Here is a 24,407-nt window from a genome sequence, read left to right on the forward strand (position 1 = left end):
CCTGACAGCCCCGGAGTCCGTGCCCTGAGAGGCAGGAGGACCCGGTGGCCACCCCAGCCCCCGTTGAGACCGCGGCGATGCGCCGGGCCATTGAGCTCGCCGCGCGCGGTCTCGGGCACACCAGCCCCAACCCCGTGGTGGGCTGTGTCGTCCTGGACTCCCGGGGTCGCACCGTCGGCGAGGGCTGGCACCAGCGGGCCGGCGGGCCGCACGCCGAGATCCACGCACTGCGCGCCGCGGGCGAGCGGGCCCGGGGTGGCACCGCACTGGTCACCCTCGAACCCTGCAACCACACCGGCCGCACCGGCCCCTGCGCCCAAGCGCTGATCGACGCCGGGATCGCCCGCGTCGTCTACGCCGTCGCCGACCCCGACCCGAGCGCCACCGGCGGCGCCCTCACCCTGGCCGCGGCCGGCGTCGACGTCGAGGGCGGACTGCTCGCCGACGAGGCCGCCGCCGGCAACGAGGCCTGGCTGACCTCGGTCCTGCGCCGCCGCCCCTTCGTGCTGTGGAAGTACGCCGCCACCCTCGACGGCCGGGTCGCCGCCGCGGACGGCACCAGCCGCTGGATCACCTCGCCCGAGTCGCGCGCCGATGTGCACCGGCTGCGGGCCGCCGCGGACGCCGTGATCGTCGGCTCCGGCACCGCCCGCGCCGACGACCCGCAGCTCGGCGCGCGGATCGGCGGGCTGGCCGACGACGAGTTCAGCCAGCCGCTGCGGGTCGTCGTCGACTCCGGCGCCACCGCCGTCAAGGCCGGCGCCCGCGTCCTGGACGGCACCGCCCCCACCCTCATCGCAGTCGCCGAGGACGCCGACGCGAGCCACCTCGACGGTCTCGCCCCGCTCGTCCGGCTGCCGCGCGCCGCCGACGGCCGCGGACTGCACATCCCCGCACTGCTCCAGGCCCTGTACGACCGCGAGGTGCGCTCCGTACTGCTCGAAGGCGGGCCCACGCTCGCCGGGGCCTTCCTCGCCGCGCAGGTCGTCGACAAGGTCGTCGGCTATCTCGCACCGGTGCTGCTCGGCGCCGGACCGGCCGTCCTCGGCGACGCCGGAATCACCACCATCGCCCAGGCGTTGCGGCTCGACGTGACCGACACCGAACGGCTCGGACCCGATCTGCGCATCACCGCCACGCCCGCCCGCCACGCCCTGAACGAGGAGAACTGACGTGTTCACCGGAATTGTCGAAGAGCTGGGTGAGGTCGTCGCCATCGAGAACCTCGGTGACGCCTCCCGCTTCCGACTGCGCGGCCCCCTCGTCACCGAGGACGCCAAGCACGGCGACTCGATCGCCGTCAACGGCGTCTGTCTGACCGTCGTGGAGACCGCCGACGGTGAATTCACCGCCGATGTGATGGCCGAGACCCTGAACCGCTCCAGCCTCGGCGCGCTGGCCGCCGGCTCGCGGGTCAACCTGGAGCGGCCCATGGCGCTCGGCGGACGGCTCGGCGGTCACCTCGTCCAGGGCCATGTCGACGGCACCGGCACCCTCGTCGAGCGCATCCCCGGCGACCACTGGGAGATCGTCAAGGTCGCGCTGCCGGCCGCGCTGTCCCGCTATGTCGTCGAGAAGGGCTCCATCACCGTCGACGGCGTGAGCCTGACCGTCGTAGACGCCGCGGACGACTACTTCACCATCAGCCTCATCCCCACCACCCTCGCCCTGACCACCTTGGGGCTCAAGAAGGCCGGCGACCCCGTCAACCTGGAGGTCGACGTCCTGGCCAAGTACGTCGAGCGCCTGCTGGGCCGCGGCTCCGCGGCCGGCGCGGACCTCCGGGACCTCGACGAGATCAAGGAGATGGACCGGTGAGCGTCCTCGACTCGCTGAACGGCGTGGCGTTCACCGCCTTCGGCCAGCACGTCATCTGGTCGGACATGATCGGCAACACCATCGGTCTGGCCGCCCTGGCGCTCGGCTGGCGGCGCTCGATCTGGACCTGGCCCGCCCAGTTCCTCTCCGGCGCCATCCTCGTCGCCGCCTACGCCTCCGCCCATCTCAGCGGCGGCGTCGGCAAGCAACTCCTGGTCATCGGGGTGGCGTTGTGGGGCTGGCGGCAGTGGCAGCGCGGCCGGCAGCAGGCGCAGGACGGCTCCATCGCCGTACGCTTCGCCGGCCGCCGCGAGCGCGCGCTGCTGGTCGCCGGCACCGCCCTGGGCACCGCGGCCGTCGGCACCCTGTTCACCCTGATCCCGCAGCTGTCCTGGAACCCCTGGCCGGACGCGTACATCTTCGTCGGCACGCTCGCCGCGATGGTCGCCCAGGCCCGCGGACTGGTCGAGTTCTGGTTCGCCTGGCTGCTGGTCGACGTCGTCGGCGTCCCGCTCGCCTTCAGCAGCGGCCTCGCCTTCTCCGGCCTCGTCTACGTCGTCTATCTCGCCCTCGTCGTGTGGGGCATGCGCGACTGGTGGCTGCGCTCGCGCGCCGCCGCCGACCGCGCCGTCCTGGAAGGAGCAGCGGCATGACCGCACTACAGAGCTGGTACGACACCGAGGACGCCGAGGCACTGGCGCTCGACCCCGTCGAGCAGGCCATCGCCGATATCGCCGCCGGCCGCCCCGTGGTCGTCGTGGACGACGAGAACCGCGAGAACGAGGGCGACCTCGTCGTCGCCGCGGAGAAGGCCACCCCCGAGATCGTCGCGTTCATGATGAGCGAGTGCCGCGGACTGATCTGCGCCCCCATGGAGGGCCCGGAGCTGGACCGGCTGGAGCTCCCGCAGATGGTCGAGCACAACACCGAGTCGATGCGGACCGCCTTCACCGTCTCCGTCGACGCCACCGCCGCGCACGGCGTGACCACCGGCATCTCCGCCGCCGACCGCGCCACCACCCTGCGGCTGCTGGCCGCCGGCGAGTCCGTCGCCGGCGACTTCGTCCGCCCCGGCCACATCTTCCCGCTGCGCGCCCGGCCCGGCGGGGTGCTGGTCCGCAACGGCCACACCGAGGCCGGCGTCGACCTCGCCCGGCTGGCCGGTCTGCGCCCGGCCGCCGCCATCGTGGAGATCGCCGGCGAGGACGGCACGATGCTGCGGCTGCCCGAGCTGGTGCCGTTCGCCCGCAAGCACGGTCTGTCGATCATCTCCATCGAGGACCTGATCGCCTACCGGCAGTCGTCCGAGCCCACCGTCCGCCGCGAGGCCACCACCCGGCTGCCCACCGCCCACGGTGAGTTCACCGCCCACGGCTACCGTTCCACCGTCGACGGCGTCGAGCACATCGCGCTGGTCGCGGGCGATCTCGGCGAGGGCGAGGACGTCCTGGTCCGGGTCCACTCCGAGTGCCTGACCGGCGACGTCTTCCACTCGCTGCGCTGCGACTGCGGCCCCCAGCTGGAGGCCTCGCTCCAGCGGGTCAGCGAGGCCGGCCGCGGCGTGGTGATCTACCTGCGCGGCCACGAGGGACGAGGCATCGGGCTGCTGTCCAAGCTGCGCGCCTACGAACTCCAGGAGCGCGGCCGCGACACCCTCGACGCCAACCTCGAACTGGGGCTGCCCGCCGACTCCCGCGACTACGCCGCGGGCGCGCAGATGCTCCAGGACCTCGGGGTGCGCTCGCTGCGCCTGATGACCAACAACCCCGACAAGACCGCCGCCCTGGTGCGGCACGGCCTGACCGTCCACGGCCGCGAGCCGATGCCGGTCAAGGCCGGTGAGCACAACCTGCGGTATCTGCGCACCAAGCGGGACCGCATGGGCCACGACCTGCCGTGGCTGCCCGGTGCAAGCGCCGGCTCCACCGGAGCAGCCGACACCGCGCCCCCTGGTGGCGCGACCACCTGCGACAACCAGTAACCCCGGACCGACGGTCCAATCCACCACCACCATCACCCGTACGAGGAGAACCGTGAGCGGCAAGGGCGCACCCGAACTGACCGTGAAGAACTGTGGCGACCTGCGGGTGGCCGTCATCGCCGCGCAATGGCACGAGCAGGTGATGGACGGGCTCGTCGACGGCGCGCTGCGGGCGCTGAACGATCTGGGTATCAGCGAGCCGACGCTGCTGCGGGTCCCCGGGACCTTCGAGCTGCCGGTCGCCGCCAAGGTCCTGGCGGGCCGCGGCTATGACGCGGTGGTCGCCCTCGGCGTGGTGATCCGCGGCGGCACTCCGCACTTCGACTACGTCTGCCAGGGCGTCACCCAGGGCCTGACCCAGGTCAGCGTCGACACCGGCGTTCCCGTCGGCTTCGGCGTGCTGACCTGCGACAACGAGGAGCAGGCGGTGGACCGCGCGGGCCTTGAGGGCTCGAACGAGGACAAGGGCCACGAGGCGGTCACCGCCGCCGTTGCCACCGCCGTCACCCTCCGCTCGGTATCCGAGCCCTGGCACTGAAGGCCTGCCCGTCTCCCACCGCCACCCTTCAGCCGAGGCGCTGCGCGCCGCTGTGACATCACCGCGTAGGGTAGTCACCATCATGTCCAAGAAGACGTTCGAGGAGCTCTTCGCCGAGCTCCAGCAGAAGGCCGCCACGGGCGACCCCGCCACTTCCCGTACCGCCGAGCTGGTGCAGGCCGGTGTCCATACGATCGGCAAGAAGGTCGTCGAGGAGGCCGCCGAGGTGTGGATGGCCGCCGAGTACGAATCCGACGAGGCCGCCGCCGAGGAGATCTCCCAGCTCCTCTACCACCTCCAGGTCATGATGGTCGCCAGGGGCATCTCCCTCGACGACGTCTACGCCCACCTCTGATCCAGCTCCCCGCTTCACCCAACACCCTTAGCTGCAAAGGAAATCGCTCTCATGCTGCGCATCGCTGTCCCCAACAAGGGTTCACTGTCCGAGCCTGCGTCGGCGATGCTCCATGAGGCCGGCTACCGCCAGCGCAAGGACCGCAGGGAGCTGGTCCTGGTCGACGCCGAGAACGAGGTCGAGTTCTTCTTCCTGCGGCCGCGGGACATCGCCGTCTACGTCGGCTCCGGCAAGCTCGACATCGGCATCACCGGCCGTGACCTGCTGCTGGACTCCGGCTCGCCGGCCGAGGAGATCCTCCAGCTCGGCTTCGCCGGGTCGACGTTCCGCTACGCCACCCGCCCGGGTACCGCCAAGGACGTCTCCGAGTTCGGCGGCATGACCATCGCCACCTCGTTCTCCGGTCTGGTCCGCCAGCACCTCGCCGACAACGGCGTGGACGCCTCCGTCGTCCACCTCGACGGCGCCGTGGAGACCGCCATCCAGCTCGGCGTCGCCGAGATCATCGCGGATGTCGTGGAGACCGGCACCACCCTGCGCAACGCTGGCCTGGAGATCATCGGCGACCCGATCCTGGAGTCCGAGGCCGTGGTCATCCGCGGCACCGGCGCACCGGACGACGACCCGAAGGTGCGCCAGTTCCTGCGCCGCATGCAGGGCGTCCTGGTGGCCCGCCGGTACGTGATGATGGATTACGACATCCGCGTCGAGCACGTCGAGAAGGCCGTCGGCCTCACCCCCGGCCTGGAGTCGCCGACCGTCTCCCCGCTGCACCACGAGGGCTGGGTCGCGGTCCGCTCCATGGTCCCGTCCAAGGACGCCCAGCGCATCATGGACGAGCTCTACGACCTCGGTGCCCGCGCGATCCTGACCACCGGCATCCACGCCTGCCGGCTGTGACCCGCCGTCACTGATCAGAGGAAGACCCACGACGTGTCCGCGCCCCTGCCCAGCCTCCCGGTGACCTTCCGGCCGACCCGTACCCGGGCCGTCCTGTACACCGTCGGCATCGCCCAGCTGGCCGCCCTCACGGCGATCGCGCTGGCGCTGCCGAAGCTGACCGGCGGCGAACGGCTCAGCTTCGTGCTCACCGGACTGCTGGTGCTGGCCGTCCTCCTGCTGCTCAGCCGCCCCAAGGTGGTGGCGCGGCAGGAGGGCGTCACGGTCGTCAACCTCACCACCAAGCGCGACCTGGCCTGGGCCGAGATCCTGCGGGTCAACCTCCGGGCCGGCGACCCCTGGGTCCATCTCGACCTCGCCGACGGCACCAGCCTGCCCGCCATGGGCATCCAGCCGGGCATCGCCAGGGAGCAGGCCGTCCGCGACGCCCGTGCGCTGCGCGACCTCACCGAGAAGCACGGTGCTGTCGGCCACACGGCCGGGTGAGCCTGCCCTAATCGGGGTCCCGCTGTTTACTCTGTTCTCCGGGGCGCACCCTGCGCCCTGCCCCTTCGTGGGCCCAATGCGACCCGAGGAGTGACTCCCTCCGGCAATGGACGGATCGTCCTGTAGTACCTGCGCCGCCCCTCCCCAACCCCCGCACACCACGGAGGAGGCGGCATGACCGGCCCGCTGCTGCTGCTCGCCGCGGCCCTCGTCCTGATCCTCGCCAACGGTTTCTTCGTCGCCGCCGAGTTCGGACTCGTCACCGTCGAGAAGGCGGACGCCGAACGCGCCGCGGCCGACGGCGACCGCCGCGCCCCCACCGTGGTCGCCGCCCTGCGGGAACTCTCCTTTCAGCTGTCCGGCACCCAACTGGGCATCACGATCACCTCTTTGGTGGTCGGTATGCTCGCCGAGCCCGCGCTGGCCCGGCTGCTGGCCGGGCCGCTGCTCGCCACCGGCCTGCCGAAGGCCGCGGTTCCCGGCACCGCCGTCGTCCTCGGCATGCTGCTGGCGTCCGCCGTCCAGATGGTCATCGGCGAGCTGGTGCCCAAGAACTGGGCGGTCTCCAAGCCGCTGCCCGTCGCCCGGGTCGTCGCCGGTCCGCAGCGGGCCTTCTCCCGCTTCTTCCGCCCGGTGATCACACTGCTGAACACGGTCGCCAACCGCCTGGTGCGCGCCCTGGGCGTGGAGCCGACCGACGAGCTGGCCTCCGCCCGCACCCCCGGCGAACTGGTCTCCCTCGCCCGGCACTCCGCCCGCGCCGGCGCGATCGAGCAGGACACCGCGGATCTGTTCGTCCGCACCCTCTCGCTGGGCGATCTGACGGCGGAGAACGTCATGACGCCCCGGGTACGGGTGAGTGCCCTCCAGGCGTCCGCGACCGCCGAGGACGTGGTGAACCTCACCCGCGCCACCGGACTCTCCCGCTTCCCCGTCTACCGCACCCGCCTCGACGAGGTCGTCGGCATGGTGCACCTCAAGGACGCCCTGGCCGTCCCGGCGCACGACCGGCTGCGCATACCGGCCGGCCGGATCGCGGTGCCGCCGCTGCTGGTGCCCGAGACGCTCCCGGTGCAGCCGCTGCTGGAGCGGCTGCGCAGCGAACAGCCGATCGCGGTGGTCGTCGACGAGTACGGCGGCACGGCCGGCGTGGTCACCCTGGAGGACATCATCGAGGAGCTCGTCGGCGAGGTCCGCGACGAGCACGACCGGGTTGACCTGCCCGAACTCGGCCAGGCCCCGCCGGAGGAGGGCCGCCCCGCCTGGGACGCCGACGGCGGCTGCCGGGTGGACACCCTGCGGCGGATCGGCCTGGACGCCCCGGAAGGACCGTACGAAACGGTGGCAGGACTGGTGGCGCACATACTCGGCCGGATCCCGGCCCCGGGCGATACCGCGGAACTCGACGGCTGGCGGCTGCGGGTGCGGCTGGTGTCGCACCACCGCGCCGAGCGGATAAGGATCGTACGGACCGCGACCGTCACGCTGCCGGCCGCCCCCGAGGCGCCCCGCGAGCCCGTCATCGTCGGCGCGGAGGTGGCCCGATGATGCTGGCCCAGCTGTTCTTCGCGATACTGCTCGTGCTCGCTAACGGCTTCTTCGTCGGCGCCGAATTCGCGCTGGTCTCCGTACGCCGCAGCCAGATCGAACCGCTGGCGACCGAGGGCTCCACCCGTGCCCGGCAGGTACTGCACGGCCTGGAGAACCTTCCGCAGATGATGGCCGCCGCCCAGTTCGGCATCACCGTCTGCTCCCTGACGCTCGGCGCGGTCGCCGAGCCGACCGTCGCCCATCTCCTGGAGCCGCTCTTCGAGGCGGTCCGTCTCCCGGCGGCGCTGGTCCACCCGCTCGGCTATGTCATCGCCCTCGCCCTGGTGGTCTTCCTCCACCTGGTCATCGGCGAGATGGTCCCCAAGAACCTCGCGATGGCGGCGCCCGAGCGGACCGCCCTGTGGTTCAGCCCGGGGCTCGTCGCCTTCGCCCGGCTGTGCCGCCCGGTCACCGCGTTCCTCGGCGCCTGCGCCCGAGGGGTGCTGCGGCTCTTCCGGGTGGAGCCGAAGGACGAGGTCGAGGCGGTCTTCACCAGCGAGCAGCTGACCCACCTCGTGGAGGACTCGGGCCAGGCGGGCCTGCTCGACCCGGCGGAGCAGGAGCAGCTCTCCGACGTCCTGGAGCTCGGCAGCCGCCCCGTCACGGACGTCCTCCTCGACCGGGCGGCCCTGGTCACCGTCGAACCGACCGTGACCCCCCGTCAGGTGGAGGAGCTGACCGTACGGACCGGCTACTCCCGCTTCCCGGTGTGTGCGGCCGGCGGCGCGTACATGGGCTATCTGCACGTCAAGGACGTCCTCGACCTGGAGGAACGGGACCGCGCGGTGCCTCAGCGCATCTGGCACCCGATGACCACGCTCCGCGCCGAGCTGCCCCTGGACGACGCGCTGACCGCGATGCGCCGGGCCGCCTCCCATCTGGCGGCGGTCGCCGATGCGACCGGCCGGGTGCTCGGCCTGGTCGCGCTGGAGGACGTGCTGGAAATGCTGGTCGGCGAGGTCCGCGACCCGGCCCACCGCCGGGCCCCGGCCGCGCGTGCCGGACGGCGGGGCGCGGGGGAGCGGGTCACCGAACCCCGCGAGGAGGCGTCGCTGCCGGCCGGGAACCGGGCGCTGGCGGGCTGAGCTCTGCGGTGTCCCGGCCGGTGTCCGACACCGGCCGGGACACCGCGTCGTGACAGGAGCCGAGGGACGCCGGCCGACCTGGACGGCGCTGCGGCCCGGCGACCGTCAGAATTCCGGCCGTCCGCCCCGGTCAGAATTCCGGTCGCCGCCCCGGCGACTCGGGACCGCGGCCCGAGAGCACCTCCCCGTACGCCTGCATCAGATCGGGCAGCCGCAGGGTGGCCAGGTCGTCGCGGTTCGGGGAGCCGCGCCACTGGGACAGCCGCAGATCGCGGTAGGCGCAGCTCTTCTCGTACAGGGTGCGCAGAAAGCGGCCGTTGCCCAGCTCGTCGATCCAGCCCTGGTCGACGACATGGCCGCTGATGCTGCACAGCTCGTCGCGGGCCTCCTCGTCCCAGCGGTCGCCGTTCTCCGCGGCCAGCACCTCGCCGATGGCGGTCAGCTCCAGCGGCCGGTAGCTGGGGAAGTCGACCCGGCTGGTGAAGCGGGAGGACAGCCCCGGATTGGCGGCCAGCAGCCGGTCCATGCCCTCGGGATAGCCCGCCAGGATGACGACGAGCCGGTCGCGGTTGTCCTCGGCGCGCTTGAGCAGCACCTGAAGTGCCTCGTCGCCGTAGGCGTCGCCCTTGCTGTAGCCGGAGTTGGACAGGCTGTACGCCTCGTCGACGAACAGCACCCCGCCCAGCGCCGAGTCGATCAGCTCATTGGCCTTCACCGCGGTCTGGCCCAGGAACTCGCCGACCAGATCGGACCGTTGGGCCTCCACGAGGTGATCGCCGCCGAGCAGCCCCAGCGCGTAGAAGACCCGCCCGAGTATCCGGGCCACGGTCGTCTTGCCGGTGCCGGACGGGCCGGAGAAGACGAAGTGCCGTTTCGGCGGCTGCACCGGCAGCCCCTGGCTCGCCCGCAGCCGCGCCATCCGCAGCTGCGCCGACAGCGCCCGCACCTGCCGTTTGACCGGCTCCATGCCGACCATCCGCTCCAGCTCCGCCAGCGCCTTCTCCAGCAGCACCGGGTCGGCGGGCCCGGCGGGCAGCCGTTCGGCGCCACGCGGCACCGGCGCCGTCGTCTTGGCCCGGGCCGCGGCCCCGCCCCCGGCCGGCGCGCCGCCCACCTCGCCGTCCGGTACGTCCGCCTCACCGGTCACCAGCAGTTCACGGCCGTCGACGGGGTCGAGCGGCGCCATCGGATCAGGATCGCCGCCGGCCTCCTGGCCGAGGCCGGACACGGGGACCGTCGCGAGATCCGAGCCCTCGTCCAGCCCGTCGCCCTCGGCGATGGCGGCGAGCCGCGCCGCGGTGTCCATGAACGCCGGGTCGACGCGGTGCACCGCACGGTAGAGGGGGAGCGCTGCGGCGCTGCGGCCGGTGCCCTCGTGGGCGCGGGCGAGCCAGTACCGCAGCTCCTTGCGCTGCGGCTGCTCGCTGCGGCAGCGCATCAGCGCGGCGGACAACAACGGCTCGGCCTGCCCGTACATCTCCAGCCGCACCCGCGCCATCCCGCCGAACAGCCCCGCCTCGATGCCCAGCACCGGGTCGCCGAGCAGCGGCTCGGTGTGGCGTACGAGCTGGTCCCAGTCCTTGACGAGGTAGGCGCGGCAGGCGTGCAGAAAGCGCACCTGGGGGTCGGTGTCGACGGGCGGACAGCCGGCCAGGGCCTGGTCGAGCTCCGCGACATGCCGGCCGTCGAGCCAGTGGGAGGCGTGCGCGAGCAGCAGATCACGGCCGGTCTCCAGCACCGGCTGCACCCACCAGCCCAGCCAGTACCAGGAGTTGAGGGTGCGTCGGTGCCGGGCGCGCATCTCGCCGAAGCGGTCGCGGTGCCGGTGCATCCGCAGCAGGGCGATGGAGGTGTCGGCGCGCAGCGCGTGCAGCCCGAGCCAGGCGTCGGCCATCGAGGGATCGAGCCGTACCGCGGCCCGGAACTCCTCCTCCGCCTGCGGATACGCGCCCACTGTGTAGGCGTCGACCGCCCGCAGCCATGCGAGCTCGGCCGGGGCGGGCGAACCCTGAGTGCCGACATCCATCCCGTCCCCCCACAAAACGTTCCCCCGTGCCGCCGGGCGAGTGCGGGCCGCGGTGTCGAACTGGAGTGCGGGGAACGGGAGTTGACCGTCACCGCGCACACCTCGGTCCCTGGCCTGCGGCGGCCCGGACTCGCATGGTACCTGCGGGATCGGTGCAGGCCGTAGAGGGCGGCCGGGGCGAAAACTGACCGTTGGGTACGCCACGACGGCGAGAAGAATGCGGTGACCCAGGGTGAGGGGGGAACGGCGCCCAGCGGGCGGCAAGAGGGGGTTTGGGCAGAACGAAGCCCCCGATCACGGGGGAACAACCGGGGGCTTCGCATCTGCGGGCGGTCCGTAGAACCGCACATTGAGAACGTAAGTCCTGTACGCCCCCCAGGTCAAGCCGAGTTGAGGCACTCGGCGGGACCCTGTCGGCATCGCCGGGCGCGTCGGCCGTTGTCCGTCACGGAGCGTTAAATGCGGGGGCGGTCATGGCGCCGCGGACGGTCCCACGAGTACCTCGTACCCCATCTCCCCCTGATGCACCAGGAAATCCGCATACGGACGGGACGGATCCGCTGCGAAGTGCGCGCGCTCCGCCGAAATCCAGCCACTCCAGAACGTGGAGAGCCCCGGCCCGTCGCGGAGTTGACCCCTTTCCCAGGAGTGTTCGCTCGCCAGTTCCATCCACAGCAGACACGCCAGATACGGCCGCAGCGCCCGCCGGCCCGCGCCCACGCCTTCGACCAGCACCAGTGGCGCGGGTGCCAGGTCCCGCTGTCCGGCGAACTCCCCGCGCACCCAGTCGTAGACGCCGTACCGCGCCGTCTCACCCCGGGAGAGCGGGTCCAGGACCTGTGCGTGGAAGCGGTCGCTCCACCCGAACAGCTCCTCATGGGTGGCGAGGTCGTCGGTGTGCACCACGGGCGCCCCGCCGAGCGCCTCGGCCAGGTCCGCGGCGAAGGTGCTCTTGCCCGACCCCGCGTGCCCGTCCACCGCGATCAGCCGCACCGGCCCGCAGGAAGGCGGCAGGGCGTGCAGCCGGGCGGCGAGCGAAGCCAGATCATGATCCATCGCGCCAGCGTACGCGTCGGGCCCGCGCCACCTTGCGTCAGTGGTCCACACCAATATTCCTGCCGCGACGCGCCCCGCACCGCCTTCCGAAGCAGGCTCGCAACGGCAATAGTTGAGCCACTGCCGCTCCGCCCGGGCCCGACCCGACCCTCCGTACCCACTCGTATGCATCCGACTGGGGGACCTCCACCATGACCAGCTCCGCGCCCCGGCGCACCGTCCTGGCCGCCGCGCTCGCCGCCGCGGCGGGCGCCGCCACCCCCTCGGCGCAGGCCGCCGACGCGTCCCGCACGTCCGCCGCGGGGACGACGGCCCCGGCCGCCGCGCCCACCGCCCCGGACGCCTTCGCGCCCCGATCGAAGAGCCTCGTGGACTATCACGCCTGGACCACCGCAGCCGACTGGGCCAGGGGCCACGCCCGGGGCACCGGCCTCGCGCACGGGGCCCGCCCCGGCATCCGCCTCGTGCACCCGGCCGGCACCGTCGACTACAAGGATCCGCACACCGGAAAGACCGCCGCCTGGGAGTACGCCACCTGGACCTCCCCGGTGCACACCCTCACGGCCCCGGCCACCGAGGCCGTCGCCTCCTGGAACGCACACACCCCACCCGGCACATGGATCGCGGTCGAGCTGCGCGGCGGCTACACCGACGGCGGCCGCACCCCCTGGTACGTCATGGGCCGCTGGACCTCCGGCGACAGTGACGCCGACATCCGGCGCACCTCCGTCGACGGCCAGAAGGACGGCAGGAGCAGCATCTCCACCGACACCTTCGCCATCGACACCCCCGCGAGCGGCCTGCGGCTGGCCTCGTACGAACTCCGCGTCACCCTGTACCGCAAGCCCGGCACCCGGCTCACCCCCACGGTGTGGCGGCTGGGCGCGATGGGTTCGGACCTCCCCGACCGATTCGAGGTGCCGGCGTCCGCGCCCGGCCGGACCGGCCGCGAGCTGGTGGTCCCGCGCTATTCGCAAGAGATCCACAAGGGCCAGTACCCGGAGTACGACAACGGGGGAGAGGCCTGGTGCAGCCCGACCTCGTCCCAGATGATCATCGAATACTGGGGCCGGCGACCGAGCCAGCAACAACTGTCCTGGGTCAACCCCGACTACGCCGACCCCCAGGTCTGCCACGCCGCCCGCTACACCTTCGACTACCAGTACGACGGCTGCGGCAACTGGCCCTTCAACGCCGCCTACGCCGCCACCTACCGAAACCTCCAGAGCGTCGTCACCCGCCTCACCTCCCTCACGGACGCCGAACGCCTCATCCACGCCGGCATCCCCGTCATCACCTCCCAGTCCTTCCTCAAGACCGAACTGGACGGCGCGGGCTACGGCACCGCCGGCCATCTGATGACCGTCATCGGCTTCACCGGGGACGGCGACATCATCGCCAACGATCCGGCCTCGCCTGACAATGCGGCGGTCCGGCATGTTTACAAGCGCCGGCAGTTCGAGAACATTTGGCTGCGGACGAAGCGGCGTGATGCTAAGGGTCAGGTCAAGAGTGGGTCGGGTGGGGTTTGTTACCTGTACTTCCCGGCTAAGCCAGCACCAACTCAGCACCGGGTACTCGCGGAGCTGGGAATCCGCTGAGCATGTGCACCCCGAAGGTGGCCTCGATGACCTGACGGCAGCGCTCGCTGCCGTCGAGAGTGAGGTGGCCGTACCGGTCCACCGTGATCTTGATGGAGCTGTGCCCCATCCAGCGCGACACCTCGTGGATGGGTACACCGTTGCTCAGGGTCACGGTGGCCCATTTGTGTCGGAGGTCGTGCGGGTTGTAGTCGGGAAGCCCGAGGCGTTTCAGCGCCCGGTCCCAGGACTTACGGAAAAGGTCGGGGTAGATCATGCCTCCGGCCTGATTCCGAATGGGCAGCCGTTCGGCAAGCGGCTCCAGGGTGGCGGGTGCCGGTATATCGCGCCATTCGCCCTCTTTTCGATGCTTCAAGGGGGCGTAGAGGGCAACGTACTTACCTGAGGAATTCTTGATACGCACAACTTGCCGCCGGCAGCGCAACGTGCTGCCGACGATGTCCTCTGGAAAGACTCCCAGCGACTCTCCGATACGCAATCCGCAGCACGCCATGAGCCACACAGCAGGCTCCAGGCGTGGACCGATCTCTTTTGCCAAGGCTGCGATCTCATCGAAGCTGGGAAGCGCCCTCTCATCCACTTGCATGAGGGGGTTGGCAGGCTTCTCGGCCTGCTTGACCGGATTCTCACGGATCCTCTTGTGGCGAACCGCGTGAGAGAACATCCCTGACAGAGCAATGCGGCGGGAATCTATCGTGTTGGGCATCGCGCCCTGCCGGCGCCAGAGCGCGTACAGCTCCTCCACGTCGGCCGCGGTGACCTGGGAGATGGTCTTCTTCCCCAGCTGCGGGACGACGTGTAGACGCATGATGCGCTCGTAGGACTCCTCCGTGCCGGCCGCCATGGGCTTCAGAGCGAGCCAGTCGGCCGCATAGCGCCGCACCGACACCTTGCCGGCAGAAGGATCGACGTAGCTGTTCTCCCGCTTGTCGTTCTCCATCTTGGTGGCGAAGTCCACCGCGTCCTTCTTGCGGTCGAAAGACTTCTCACGCTGCCGAGCGCTACGCCCACCGGGCTCCCGGTACCGTACGAGCCATCGCTTACCGGGCGCCCCAACGCCTTTGTCTACTACCGTCGCCAAATCCCGCGCCAATCCGTCCGAGCGTCATCGACGGGTCTACCCGCCAGAGTGTGCTGTTGTAGCTCGGAATTCCGGCCGCGCCAAATGAGGCCTCAGATTGATGATTTGGCTACGCGGCCACTTGGGGGAGGGTCTTGAGTTGGGTCATTGACGATGGGGCGCCGAAGCGTGCCGTCGAAGCGCTCTGCAGCGTCGATGCGGCCGCAGGGTTGGGCGGTAGTGGTGTGGCGGACGGGTATTGCACAGAAAGAAGCGTAATGATCACGTGGTGTCATAGGCGGGCACCTGAAGAGAAGTTCGCGGTCGGCGCGAGCAATGCTCGGCTTCCCATGTCCGGCCGGGCCAACCGACGACGTGGCTGGCTTGTGAAAAGACCTGAGGGTGCCGCAGATGTCTGGGGTCGAGCTGTACCCGGCGTACAGGCCGACTCGTCCCCCCTACCTGGGGCTTTGCCTTGGAAAGGGCCTCTGACCTGCGTCGGAGGCCTTTCTGACTTTTCAAGCGCTTGCTGCCTTACGCGGCCGAACGTCCCTCGAAAGTCCCCCTGACAGAGCTGAAAGTCCCTGAAAGATCCCAGAGGCGTACAGTCATCGGAGTTTGAGTACCCGCGCTGATGATGTAGTTGCGTACCGCACCAGGCGCTGCACCGTTGGGAGCGGGGTGGATAGGTCTGTCGGCGTGATCTCCGCCTGTGCGGAGCGGACCCGACCACCATCACCAACGTCGCTGACAGGGAACACCTCCGCGTTCGCGGAGACGCCCGGACGCGGAGTGCGGGGCTCGCGGAGGCGAACATTTCCATGGGGTGGGTATGCCTGCAGAGTTTTGTGGGTGCCATGCCGCGACCTAGTAGGGCTTGGTCATGTTGGTGCGGGTTCTGGCATGTCGCGGTGACAGGTGGGACAGGCGCCGGTCCAGATCACGAGGAGTATCTGCAGCTCGCGAACGACTCGGTAGAGGCTCAGGCCGACGCCGTCTCTTTTGGGGATCGGCTCAGTCGCTGAAGGGTGCAGAAGGCATGCGCGACCGAGACGAGGGTGACGTGGTGGTGCCAGCCTGGCCAGGTTCGGCCTTCGAAGTGGGCCAGGCCCAGGGCCTGCTTCATCTCGCGGTAGTCGTTCTCGATGCGCCAGCGGAGCTTCGCGGTGCGCACGAGGACGGGCAACGGGGTGGTCTCAGGCAGGTTGGAGAGCCAAAACTGCACGGGCTCGTCCTGGTTGGCGGGCCATTCGGCCAGCAGCCAGCGGACCGGAAGCTCGGTGGCGGCTGTGGCCTTGCGGATCTCACGTCCGGCGGGCCGGACCCGCAGGGCCACGAAGCGCGAGTACATGCGCTTGTGCCCGCTGCGGCCACTGCCGGGCCGCGATCCCTGCCTCCACTGCACCGGCCGCGCGGAAGATTTGCCGGCCGCGATGACCAGGCTCTTCACCCTCTGTGCCGGCTCGGGGTAGGCAAGAACCGGCCGTCGGCCCCGGTCGGGGAAGGCCGGGGTGCACGGCTGCGCGTCCTCGGGTTGCGCGGTGGTCGTGGTCGAGATGCCCACCACGTAGTCGAGACCGCGTTCTTCCAGACCGAGCCGGAAGGCGGCGGTGTCCCCGTAGCCGCCGTCGGCGATGACCTGGGGCACCTCGATGCCCCAGGACCGCGTCTCGTCGATCATGTCGAGGGCCAGCTGCCCTTCTCGACATGACCCACCTGGGCGGGGATAGCGCACTTGTCGCGGCGGGCCACCTTGGCCGGATCGGCCTTCGACGAGGCGGGATCCCAGCTCCCGGGCAGGAACAGACGCCAGTTCACCGCCGCCGAGGCGCCGTTGGAAGCCAGATGCAGCGAGACCCCGGCCTGGCAGTTGGTGACCTTGCCCGCGGTGCCGGTGTACTGCCTGGTCACGCACGCGGACGCGTCCCCGTCCTTGAGGAACCCGGTGTCATCGATGATCAACGCGGTGGGTTTGACGACCGGCTGCATACGCCAGGCCAGACGGGCCCGCACATGCGCCGCATCCCACGGGCTGGAGGTGACGAAGTGGGCCAGGGCCTGCCGGTTCCCGTCCTCGCCCAGGCGGGCGGCCATCGGCTCCACCGACTTGCGCCTGCCGTCCAGCAGCAGGCCCTGCAGATAGACCCCGCCCCACCGTCGCTGATCCGCCCGCGCGAACGGCTCGAACATCTCCGCCGCGAAGTCCTCCAGATCACACCGGACCGCAGCCAACTCCCCACTCAGCACACACGATCAACGACACGATCGATCAAGAAGACACGCCATCAAGGACCGCACATGACCAAGCCCTACTAGTGTCCGCGGCCGGGTCAGGACACCGCTTGGCACGGTGGAGCCGGCGCGAGGGGGACAGGACGGAGCATCGGGCCTGTGAGATCAGCGGGTGCGTTCAAGCCGTCCAGAAGCACGATGATGCGATCGATGTTCGTGAGCCGCCGCTGTCCAGACTCCAGCATCGACAGGAAAGCCTGGCTCAGCCCCGTCAGGAGCGCTATGTCCTCCTGACGGAGATGGCCGCGTTCTCGTACGAGCTGGCAGAGCCTGCCGAAGTCCCGCTGAACTAAGGAGTCTTTGACGTCCTCGTAAGTCCAGACCTGGGTCGGGACGAAGGGACACGCTGGCTGTGCCGCAGTCCCACTGCGGTTACAGACGGAACAGACGGTGTCGCTGTTATACCGGCTTAAGCGGCACCGGCAGGCGGTACACCGGCGACCGCCCCACGCAGCAGCTACCTCGGTAGTTCGCGGTCTCGACACTGTGATCGTCTCCTCGCCGAGTGATCAACCTTGGCTCCGGCAAGTACTCCGCCGGGGTGGGGCCCATCACATCTGCGTTCGGTGTCGCGGAGTATCACTGGTGCTTGGCCAAGCCGCTCATCATCGAGCGACGTGACTTTTCAACATCCGCTTACACATGCGTTCGCGCGGGGCAGACTTAGTGTCCCGATCATGGTGAATAACGGGCAGGCGGTAGAAGTCATGGCGAAGACCCGCGCGGGGTGGCATCCGGGCCAGCTTCGCTCCATGCGCGAAGCACATGGCCTGACGCTTGAGGGTGCCGGTGAGCGGCTACGTGAAGTGGCGCGCGCCGCCGGAATCACCGTGCCGGCAGCGAACTTCCAGACGTTGTGGCAGCACGAGCAGGGTGAGGTGTATCCCGGCCCGCATTACCGCCGGGCCTACTGCCTTCTGTACCGGGCTACCGAGCCTGAGTTGGGGTTCCGGAAGGCGTTGCCGGGTGAGCAGACTCAGCTCCGACTCACACCCTCGAAGGTGGAGCCGCTCGGCGATCACGTGCTGGCCGTTGAGCGCGCGGTGCTGCAGATCGCTCCGGGTGATGGCGACAGCAATGGCCAGGAGGTTCAGCAGCGGATCATTGACGCGTGGAGACGTCGTCACACGGGCGGCGACCCGAATCAGCCCACGCTATTGATGGTGGGCGGCCTCGCCGGCAGTGGGAAGTCGGAGTTCTCACGGTTCATCTCGCGGCTCACCGGCTGGCCGGTCCTCGATAAAGACCCCATCACCCGTCCGCTTGTGGAGCGGCTGCTCGTTGAGCTGGGAAGCGATCCAAACGACCGCCACTCTTCGGCATATCGGGAGAAGGTGCGGCCCCTGGAGTACCAGTGCTTGCTGGAGACCGCCTACGCCAATGTCGACTGTTCGATCAGCACTGTGCTCACCGCGCCGTTCGTTGCTGAGGTGAGCGACGAGCGGTGGATGCGCCGGTTGATCAACCGGTGTGAGGCGCGGGGAGTGACGGTGGCGGTGATCTGGATCCAGTGTGACCTTGAGACCATGCACGAGTACATCAGCTTCCGCTCGGCAGCCCGCGACAGCTGGAAGTTGCAGAACTGGGATGAGTACGCGGCGACGATTGATCCGGAACTGCGTCCGGTCGTACCGCACTTGGTGGTCGACAACCGTCTCGGTACGGCGATATCCCTCACCGATCAGGTTCGACAGGTCTTCGGGACGGTGTTCGCATGAGCCGGGGCGGCATTCTGCTGTACGGTCCGCCCGCATCCGGGAAGGACACCATCACCACGGCACTGTGCGACTTCAACGACGCCTATCGCGCGTTCATGCGTCTCAAGATTGGTAGTGGCCGTACTCGTGGCTACCGGATGGGGACCGCCGATGAGCTGGTAGAGCTTGAGGCACGCGGAGACGTGATCTACCGCAACGACAGGTACGGCAACACCTACCTCGTAGACCGTCCCAGCCTTGCCCAGGCCATGCAGGACGGGAGCATTCCCATCCTGCATCTCGGGCAGATCGCAGGTATTGAGGCGGTGGTGGAGAACTTCCCCGCCTCGTGGACCAGCGTGCTCCTGTGGTGTTCGCGGGAGAGCACCGCGAACCGCTCCAAGGGGCGTGGTGACAGCGATACCGAGGCTCGGCTCTCCGCCTGGGACGCGACGGCCCAGGACATCGAGACCAGCACGGATTTCGCTTGGGACCTACGGCTTGATACCGACGCCGTCTCGCCTGCAGAGGCGGCGCACAAGATCGATCTGCTGATTCGCCGCGGTATCTGACCGCGGGCGAACCGCGAGTACCCGGCTACGGTTCGTCATGCCCCTCACGACCGTGGTCGACATGTAGGAGCGAGAGCGCCTCGGCGACGGTGAGTTCACGGTCTCGGGCGCCTGCCCATTGGTGAAGGACTCCGCTGGCCGCTCGCATCAGATCGTCCGGCAGCCCGGCCTCCCGCAGCAGAGCTGCTGCATCGTCCAGTTCAGGACCCCAGCGCCAGGCACGCGAAGCCGTCTTGGGGATGTAGCCGGTCTCGGTCAGGTAGCTGCCACCCCGTTTCCCGGCGATCTTGACGAGCTCGTCGGCAACGCCGTTCGCATCAGCGACTCCGTAGGCGAGCGCCGCCAGGATGCGGGAGACCTTCTGGTAACTCGAATACGACAGCTTCAGCGCAGAGGCCGTCCCCACCTCGGCACCCAGCACATGCGGTTTCACGTCACTCGCGGCAAAGAGGGACGCGACCTGAGAGCAGCCGTCAGAGACTCCGGACAGGTACAACGTGGGCTGCTTACCACCCACCGGCGGGGAGCCGACCACCGCGCCATCGATGACCACGGCGCCAGGAAGAAGCTCTGCGACATCCCTGACGCGGCGCGGCGTGATTGCGTTCGCCTCGATGTACAACCGGCCGTCGAAGCCGCAGGCTGCCACCTGCTGTGCGACATCCACTGCCGCGGCAGGCGGGCACAGAGACAGCAGCACATCGGCGCGCGCCACCAGCTGCGGAAGGCTATGTACGCCTTCGAGGCCGGCGTTCTCGGCCCGTGTCCGAGACCGGCTGCTGCGGCCGTCCGTGCACCACAGCACCTGCACGTTGTGCCGTCGCAACTGGGCGCCGAAGGCGGCGCCCATGCTGCCGGGATGCAGCAGCCCAACCGTGATCGCTTCAGAGTCCACGGGCACGTCCTCTCAGCTCACGGTGAGCAGCAGATCGATCGCTTGGCATACATCAGTGGTGGCGTGGTCCGGCTCCGCGTCGCCTCCGGGCCAGGTCCTGCTGCCGCTGATCCAGATGGTGCGCAGTCCGGCCGCTCTGCCGCCGCGGATATCGGTGTCCACGCCGTCGCCGATCACCCAGCCGCCGAGTGCGAGGTCGGCTCCGCATGCGGCGGCCGCCTTCTCGAACATCACTACCTCCGGCTTACGCACTCCGACTGCCTCAGAGGCGCACACCGCATCAACATGATCGACGATCCCCGACATAGCCACTTTCGCGGTCTGGATCTCGGTGGTGCCGTTCGTGGCGACGACGACCTTCCATCCGGTGCGTCGGAGCGTGGACAGGCCCTCAAGCACATCAGCAGGGCAGGTGACCGAGCGAGCCATGTATACGCAGTAGTCACGCCACAGCGCCTCGGCCGAAGGGTTAAGGCCGTACTGCGCACGGATCGTCTCGAAGGCCGAGGGGTGGGCACGCGCGTGCACCAACTGGAGCAGATCCGCTCGGTCAAGATCACTCAGCGCGTTCTGTGAGGAGAAAGCCGAGACCCAGTCGGTCAGGGGGCCTTGGCGGTCAACAAGGGTGTTATCAAGATCGAAGATCGCCAACCGCTGCATGAAAGCAGACCTTACGGGACCCGTGAGTTGTCCGGAACGCGCAGTTGGGCGCCATGATGACGAGGTCTCGCGCAGCGTGGGCTGACCGGCCGACGGGCGCGTCAGATGACGAGACGGACCCGATTCGCCAAGTCCTTCTCTATGCCGTCACGTTCATGGCGTCGTTGCTCAGCGCTTCAGCGATCGATTGGCGCGCAGGTCATGGGCATATCACAACGGTGATGTGATCGACTCGCGCCGATGGGTCACTCTTGCATCCACCCTCCGCTCGCGCTCACGGCTGTCTCCCATGGCCGTCGGCAGGGGCTGATCCAACGAGATACCGAAGGGGGATACCGCTGATGACGAATATGCCTGCTCAGCTGGATCTAGACACGGGCGAGCGTGATCAATACCCGCGAACTGTAATTATTCAGGGTAAATGCTGCTTCGACATACAAAATGGGCAACGTGGATGGTGCGAGGATGCTCTCGCCGGGATGCCGTTTCCTCGCTCGCCGGAGTTGCTGGAGCCGCTGAACCGGCTGTATGCGAACAACAGCCGGCAGTGGGACGCCGAAGATCGGGTGCGGCGAGCTGTAGACGGGGAGATTCCGGCCATCAAACGGGAGATCGACGAACTCAACAGCCGTCGCCACGAACTCATCGAGCAGATCGATCGAATCTTTGATGCGACGTGGGGTGCGGACCAAGACGTGCCTCCCCTTACTGAGTCCATCGGCTCGGCGCTGGATCGCCTGTCGGTGGAGACGCTGCGGGTCATGCATACCGCGCAACTCGTCGAGGGTGACGCCAGCGCGGCGGAACGTGTCGCGATTCTGCGTCGTCAGCGTGACGATCTCGTGTGGTCTATCGCAGTCGCTTGTGAGGACCTTGCCTCTGGTCGACGGCGCACGCCCCGACCTGAGCGCATGAAGCTCTACGGGAAGCCCGGACGATGAGCGCGGTCGTGTTGCTCCTCCAAGGCACTGGGGTCCGCCATGACAACTGATTGCTCTGGGTATGGGGATGGGTTCGCAGACTGGCGCAATGGCCTGTTTCTGCGCCCCGATGGCGACAACGCGGACGTGCTCGTCGAGCTCATCCGCGGTGCACTCGATGAGGCGCTGAGCCATCAGGGTGCGGGGCCCGTGTATCCGCGCTGGGACCAGAAAGACGGGCGTTCACCGGTAGGTGGCGGACACCTGCTGGAGGACCCAGTCGCCTCGGAGACGGTTCTTAGCCAACTGCGTTGGTGGCTGGCTGGATCGGTCAAGGTACATCACCACATGTTCGCCAAGAACGTCGTTCCGCCACCGTCGTTCGTCAACCTGGCGGCGCTGTGCGCGGTGTCGTTGTTCATGCCGAACGGCGTCACTGGAGAGGATGCCGCCGAGACCCTTACCGCCGAGCTGTCCTGTGCCCAGGCGATGGCGCGGCTGGCGGGGTATGACCCGGATCAGGCAGGTGGCCTGTTCACGTTCGGGGGGACTGCGACCAACCTGTACGCGATCAACGTTGGCATCTCCAAGGCGCAGCCCGACCACGCCGAGCGGGGGATCGAGCCTGGGATGGCCGTCGTCGGTTCCTGGCCGGCGCACTACTCGCAGAAGTCCGCCTGCGCGTGGCTTGGGATCGGTACCCAAAACTACATATCCGCTGCGTCGCTGCCCGACCAGACCACAGACCTGGAGTCGATGGAAGCGGCCTGCCGCGATGTGCTGGCACGCGGGCACCGACTTGCCTGCATCATGGGCGCTGGCGGCACGACCTCCAATATGGCTGTTGATGACTTCGCCGAGATCGCTGCGATGCGGGATCGGCTGGTCTCCGAATATGGTCTGGATTACATGCCCCATGTCCATGCAGACACTGTCGTCGGCTGGGCCTATCTCTGCTTCCTCGATTACGACCTGCATCGCAATCCCCTCGGATTCAGCCCACCTGTCGTGGCCAAACTCTCACGGCTTGTGGAGCGCTTGAGAACGGTGCGGCACGCCGACTCGTTCGGAACCGATTTCCACAAGACAGGGTTCGCGCCGTACACGTCCAGCATGATCATCATGCGAGACGGGCGAGACTTCTCGCGGCTACGTCGCGACGGCGGAGTCATGACTCCGCTGTTCCACGATAAGGACGCCTACAACCCCGGGACCTTCACACTGGAAACGTCTAGGTCAGCGGCCAACATGGTCGCGACCTGGGTTGGCCTGCAGGCCCTGGGTAAGCAGGGAATGCGGAAACTTCTCGGTCACGCGCTTGAGGCAGCCGAAGCCCTTCGTCGACACGTTGATGCCTTGGCAGCTCGCGATATGACGGCCATCAACAAACATTCGTACGGCCCGGATGTGTTCTTGCGCTGTTATCCGCCGGATGACCCGGCCGTTACCGACGAGGACTTCAGCGACACCAGCTCAGTGCGCCGAATAAACCAGTACACGTCTGACCTGTTTGCGTGGCTTTCGCGGCAACGCGTACCAGAGGCCGAGCAGATCGCGCTGAGCAAGACCTCCGCGGCGTTCTACACCCCGACTGGCGAGCCGGTCGTGGCTCTGCGGGTGTACTCCCTCAACCCGTACTTCTCCGGTTCTCACGCCAGGGAGCTGATTGTGCGCCTCCTCAAGGGCAAGCGACAGTTCGACGCCATTCATCCGGATACAGACGCACGCGAGGAGGCCCGGTGAACCGAACATCGATCAACGGAAGAGAAGAGCTGCCGACACACTTCGCCGCGGCCGACATCCCCACCCGTGACTGCGTCGAGCTGACGGCTGGCCTCGCCTCCTACGCCCGGACGCATGGAATACCCCAAGTCGAGGTAAGCGGGCCACCAGCGATCGGTGAACTCATCGAGGAATTCGGATTCGATGAAGTGCGCTTTGTCGATGCCCACCAGAAGCCTGCAGTGGACATCCCGGCAGTTCCCCGGACGTGGCGCTGCGGCCAACGCGGCCTGAGCTGCCTGAGCGAACAGCTCGCCGATGCGGCAAGAGTTCCGTCAGAGGCGGACACGCCGCCAACGACGCTCCCCGACGGAGCCGTGATGTGGTTCGCCCGGCACAACCGTCTTGGCGATGCGCTGGGCATCGTAACTGGCCTGGAGAACTACTGCCGCGACAACGCCATAGGGTCAGTTGCCGTCACCGGTTCGCCCATCCTCGCTGAAGTTGTCGAGACGTTCGCATGCGGGCGAGTGAGGTATGTCCCTTCGCCCAGCGAGGCGATCAGTGGCGACGCGATCTTCGCCCGATCTTCATGGAGCCTCCCATGGCTTGACCGGTTCAACCACGCCGTCACCGGCGCCTTTGGGGGACGAGCTCGCCACCAAGTTTCGCCACTTCCCCTCCGCGAAGCGCCAACCCCCAGTGGCCAAGAAAATGTGGTGTATTGCCAGCTCGATGCGCGTTCCAGCACCCCGCTGCCGCGGCAGTCGTCCCGACGGCTTCTGAACCAGGTTGCAGCACACGGCGAAGTCCAGGTCCTCGGCGGTCCTGACACCCAGGACTACCTCGGCCAAGACCTGACCTACGTACGGGCAGACCTTCCCGAGATGGTCGCCCGCCTGCTGTCATGCCGTTTCTTCGTGGGGTGCGACAGCGGCCTGGGCCACCTCGCGGGTTGCCTCGGCGCGCCCGGCCTGATCGTCAGCACCGACGACTTCGAGACGACCTGGTCGTTCTTTCGGGGCTACGCCAGCCTGAGTGTTATCCCGCTCGCAGCAACAGAATTGCTCCTGCCATGAAGCCGCCCACAGAGCAGGAAGTCCTACAGGCTGCCAGTCGGTGCCTGCGCCAAGAGGCAGTGACGGCCTGCCGA

General features: G+C 68.7%; 22 protein-coding genes and 1 pseudogene. 16 read left to right on the forward strand and 7 right to left on the reverse strand.

From position 1 onward, the window contains the following. Nucleotides 1-44: 44 nt before the first annotated feature. From ribD to CPH93_RS29295, 10 genes are all read left to right on the forward strand, one after another. Nucleotides 45-1,172, forward strand: coding sequence for a bifunctional diaminohydroxyphosphoribosylaminopyrimidine deaminase/5-amino-6-(5-phosphoribosylamino)uracil reductase RibD (gene ribD, locus CPH93_RS29250; RefSeq protein WP_173909904.1), 1,128 nt, complete (start codon nt 45-47; stop codon nt 1,170-1,172). A gap of 1 nt (nt 1,173) precedes the next feature. Further along, nucleotides 1,174-1,818 carry a riboflavin synthase gene (locus CPH93_RS29255; protein ID WP_096214525.1) on the forward strand — a complete coding sequence of 215 codons (645 nt, stop codon included), beginning with the start codon at nt 1,174-1,176 and terminating at the stop codon, nt 1,816-1,818. Continuing rightward, nucleotides 1,815-2,471, forward strand: a complete 657-nt coding sequence (locus CPH93_RS29260; protein WP_006607419.1) for a nicotinamide mononucleotide transporter family protein — start codon at nt 1,815-1,817, stop codon at nt 2,469-2,471. Before CPH93_RS29255 ends, CPH93_RS29260 begins: the two co-directional genes overlap by 4 nt. Beyond that, complete coding sequence (locus CPH93_RS29265) at nt 2,468-3,799, forward strand: bifunctional 3,4-dihydroxy-2-butanone-4-phosphate synthase/GTP cyclohydrolase II (RefSeq protein ID WP_096214526.1); 1,332 nt, start codon at nt 2,468-2,470, stop codon at nt 3,797-3,799. The genes CPH93_RS29260 and CPH93_RS29265 overlap by 4 nt, the downstream gene beginning before the upstream one ends. Before the next feature lie 52 nt (nt 3,800-3,851). Continuing rightward, nucleotides 3,852-4,337, forward strand: a complete 486-nt coding sequence (gene ribH, locus CPH93_RS29270; protein ID WP_093482183.1) for a 6,7-dimethyl-8-ribityllumazine synthase — start codon at nt 3,852-3,854, stop codon at nt 4,335-4,337. Nucleotides 4,338-4,419: 82 nt separating this feature from the next. Continuing rightward, nucleotides 4,420-4,692, forward strand: a complete 273-nt coding sequence (locus CPH93_RS29275) for a phosphoribosyl-ATP diphosphatase (protein WP_006607416.1) — start codon at nt 4,420-4,422, stop codon at nt 4,690-4,692. 51 nt (nt 4,693-4,743) lie between these two features. Then, on the forward strand, nt 4,744-5,592 hold the full coding sequence (gene hisG, locus CPH93_RS29280; protein ID WP_093482182.1) for an ATP phosphoribosyltransferase: 849 nt from the start codon (nt 4,744-4,746) through the stop codon (nt 5,590-5,592). 33 nt (nt 5,593-5,625) lie between these two features. Further along, complete coding sequence (locus CPH93_RS29285; RefSeq protein WP_093482181.1) at nt 5,626-6,078, forward strand: PH domain-containing protein; 453 nt, start codon at nt 5,626-5,628, stop codon at nt 6,076-6,078. A gap of 174 nt (nt 6,079-6,252) precedes the next feature. Continuing rightward, nucleotides 6,253-7,626, forward strand: coding sequence for a hemolysin family protein (locus CPH93_RS29290; RefSeq protein WP_093482180.1), 1,374 nt, complete (start codon nt 6,253-6,255; stop codon nt 7,624-7,626). Next, nucleotides 7,623-8,753, forward strand: a complete 1,131-nt coding sequence (locus CPH93_RS29295) for a hemolysin family protein (protein WP_096214527.1) — start codon at nt 7,623-7,625, stop codon at nt 8,751-8,753. Before CPH93_RS29290 ends, CPH93_RS29295 begins: the two co-directional genes overlap by 4 nt. 130 nt (nt 8,754-8,883) lie before the next feature. Here CPH93_RS29295 and CPH93_RS29300 read toward each other — a convergent pair whose 3' ends face one another. Next, nucleotides 8,884-10,779 carry an AAA family ATPase gene (locus CPH93_RS29300; protein WP_096214528.1) on the reverse strand — a complete coding sequence of 632 codons (1,896 nt, stop codon included), beginning with the start codon at nt 10,777-10,779 and terminating at the stop codon, nt 8,884-8,886. Nucleotides 10,780-11,250: 471 nt separating this feature from the next. Beyond that, nucleotides 11,251-11,835 carry a uridine kinase family protein gene (locus CPH93_RS29305; RefSeq protein WP_096214529.1) on the reverse strand — a complete coding sequence of 195 codons (585 nt, stop codon included), beginning with the start codon at nt 11,833-11,835 and terminating at the stop codon, nt 11,251-11,253. 191 nt (nt 11,836-12,026) lie between these two features. Here CPH93_RS29305 and CPH93_RS29310 point away from each other — a divergent pair, with 191 nt between their 5' ends. Then, a complete protein-coding gene (locus tag CPH93_RS29310; RefSeq protein ID WP_096214530.1) occupies nt 12,027-13,436 on the forward strand; it encodes a peptidase C39 family protein in 1,410 nt (469 codons plus the stop codon). On the opposite strand, the gene CPH93_RS29315 is transcribed toward CPH93_RS29310, so the two are convergent. The 3 genes and pseudogenes from CPH93_RS29315 to CPH93_RS37010 form a co-directional block, all read right to left on the reverse strand. Continuing rightward, nucleotides 13,384-14,394 carry a tyrosine-type recombinase/integrase gene (locus CPH93_RS29315; RefSeq protein ID WP_096214531.1) on the reverse strand — a complete coding sequence of 337 codons (1,011 nt, stop codon included), beginning with the start codon at nt 14,392-14,394 and terminating at the stop codon, nt 13,384-13,386. The genes CPH93_RS29310 and CPH93_RS29315 overlap by 53 nt on opposite strands. A gap of 1,084 nt (nt 14,395-15,478) precedes the next feature. Continuing rightward, a pseudogene (locus CPH93_RS29320) lies at nt 15,479-16,743 on the reverse strand (IS701 family transposase). A gap of 83 nt (nt 16,744-16,826) precedes the next feature. After that, nucleotides 16,827-17,273, reverse strand: a complete 447-nt coding sequence (locus tag CPH93_RS37010; RefSeq protein ID WP_231976983.1) for a helix-turn-helix domain-containing protein — start codon at nt 17,271-17,273, stop codon at nt 16,827-16,829. 192 nt (nt 17,274-17,465) lie between these two features. On the opposite strand from CPH93_RS37010, the gene CPH93_RS29330 reads away from it, so the two are divergent. Both CPH93_RS29330 and CPH93_RS29335 read left to right on the forward strand, forming a co-directional pair. Beyond that, complete coding sequence (locus CPH93_RS29330) at nt 17,466-18,506, forward strand: AAA family ATPase (RefSeq protein ID WP_096214532.1); 1,041 nt, start codon at nt 17,466-17,468, stop codon at nt 18,504-18,506. After that, nucleotides 18,503-19,057 (forward strand): guanylate kinase, encoded by a 555-nt coding sequence (locus CPH93_RS29335; protein WP_096214533.1) that lies wholly within the window; start codon nt 18,503-18,505, stop codon nt 19,055-19,057. Before CPH93_RS29330 ends, CPH93_RS29335 begins: the two co-directional genes overlap by 4 nt. 25 nt (nt 19,058-19,082) lie before the next feature. Here the strand turns inward: CPH93_RS29335 and CPH93_RS29340 are convergent, their stop codons facing one another. Beyond that, a complete protein-coding gene (locus CPH93_RS29340; RefSeq protein ID WP_107470898.1) occupies nt 19,083-19,952 on the reverse strand; it encodes an NAD(P)-dependent oxidoreductase in 870 nt (289 codons plus the stop codon). A gap of 12 nt (nt 19,953-19,964) precedes the next feature. Beyond that, complete coding sequence (locus CPH93_RS29345; RefSeq protein ID WP_096214534.1) at nt 19,965-20,612, reverse strand: HAD family hydrolase; 648 nt, start codon at nt 20,610-20,612, stop codon at nt 19,965-19,967. A gap of 341 nt (nt 20,613-20,953) precedes the next feature. On the opposite strand from CPH93_RS29345, the gene CPH93_RS29350 reads away from it, so the two are divergent. From CPH93_RS29350 to CPH93_RS35520, 3 genes are all read left to right on the forward strand, one after another. Next, complete coding sequence (locus tag CPH93_RS29350; RefSeq protein ID WP_096214535.1) at nt 20,954-21,553, forward strand: DUF4254 domain-containing protein; 600 nt, start codon at nt 20,954-20,956, stop codon at nt 21,551-21,553. A 126-nt stretch (nt 21,554-21,679) separates the two neighbouring features. Further along, nucleotides 21,680-23,275 carry a pyridoxal phosphate-dependent decarboxylase family protein gene (locus tag CPH93_RS29355; protein ID WP_159395060.1) on the forward strand — a complete coding sequence of 532 codons (1,596 nt, stop codon included), beginning with the start codon at nt 21,680-21,682 and terminating at the stop codon, nt 23,273-23,275. Further along, nucleotides 23,272-24,333: a glycosyltransferase family 9 protein gene (locus CPH93_RS35520; protein WP_159395061.1), complete on the forward strand. Its 1,062-nt coding sequence runs from the start codon at nt 23,272-23,274 to the stop codon at nt 24,331-24,333. The genes CPH93_RS29355 and CPH93_RS35520 overlap by 4 nt, the downstream gene beginning before the upstream one ends. Nucleotides 24,334-24,407: the final 74 nt, after the last annotated feature.

This window comes from Streptomyces sp. 2323.1, from assembly GCF_900221035.1.
Taxonomy (GTDB): domain Bacteria; phylum Actinomycetota; class Actinomycetes; order Streptomycetales; family Streptomycetaceae; genus Streptomyces; species Streptomyces sioyaensis.

Coding starts and splice junctions, on each gene's coding strand:
- CPH93_RS29265 (WP_096214526.1), top strand. CDS start 2,468: ATGACCGCACTACAGAGCTGGTACGACACCGAGGACGCCGAGGCACTG.
- CPH93_RS29275 (WP_006607416.1), top strand. CDS start 4,420: ATGTCCAAGAAGACGTTCGAGGAGCTCTTCGCCGAGCTCCAGCAGAAG.
- hisG (WP_093482182.1), top strand. CDS start 4,744: ATGCTGCGCATCGCTGTCCCCAACAAGGGTTCACTGTCCGAGCCTGCG.
- CPH93_RS29290 (WP_093482180.1), top strand. CDS start 6,253: ATGACCGGCCCGCTGCTGCTGCTCGCCGCGGCCCTCGTCCTGATCCTC.
- CPH93_RS29295 (WP_096214527.1), top strand. CDS start 7,623: ATGATGCTGGCCCAGCTGTTCTTCGCGATACTGCTCGTGCTCGCTAAC.
- CPH93_RS29300 (WP_096214528.1), bottom strand. CDS start 10,779: ATGGATGTCGGCACTCAGGGTTCGCCCGCCCCGGCCGAGCTCGCATGG.
- CPH93_RS29305 (WP_096214529.1), bottom strand. CDS start 11,835: ATGGATCATGATCTGGCTTCGCTCGCCGCCCGGCTGCACGCCCTGCCG.
- CPH93_RS29310 (WP_096214530.1), top strand. CDS start 12,027: ATGACCAGCTCCGCGCCCCGGCGCACCGTCCTGGCCGCCGCGCTCGCC.
- CPH93_RS29330 (WP_096214532.1), top strand. CDS start 17,466: ATGGTGAATAACGGGCAGGCGGTAGAAGTCATGGCGAAGACCCGCGCG.
- CPH93_RS29335 (WP_096214533.1), top strand. CDS start 18,503: ATGAGCCGGGGCGGCATTCTGCTGTACGGTCCGCCCGCATCCGGGAAG.
- CPH93_RS29345 (WP_096214534.1), bottom strand. CDS start 20,612: ATGCAGCGGTTGGCGATCTTCGATCTTGATAACACCCTTGTTGACCGC.
- CPH93_RS29350 (WP_096214535.1), top strand. CDS start 20,954: ATGACGAATATGCCTGCTCAGCTGGATCTAGACACGGGCGAGCGTGAT.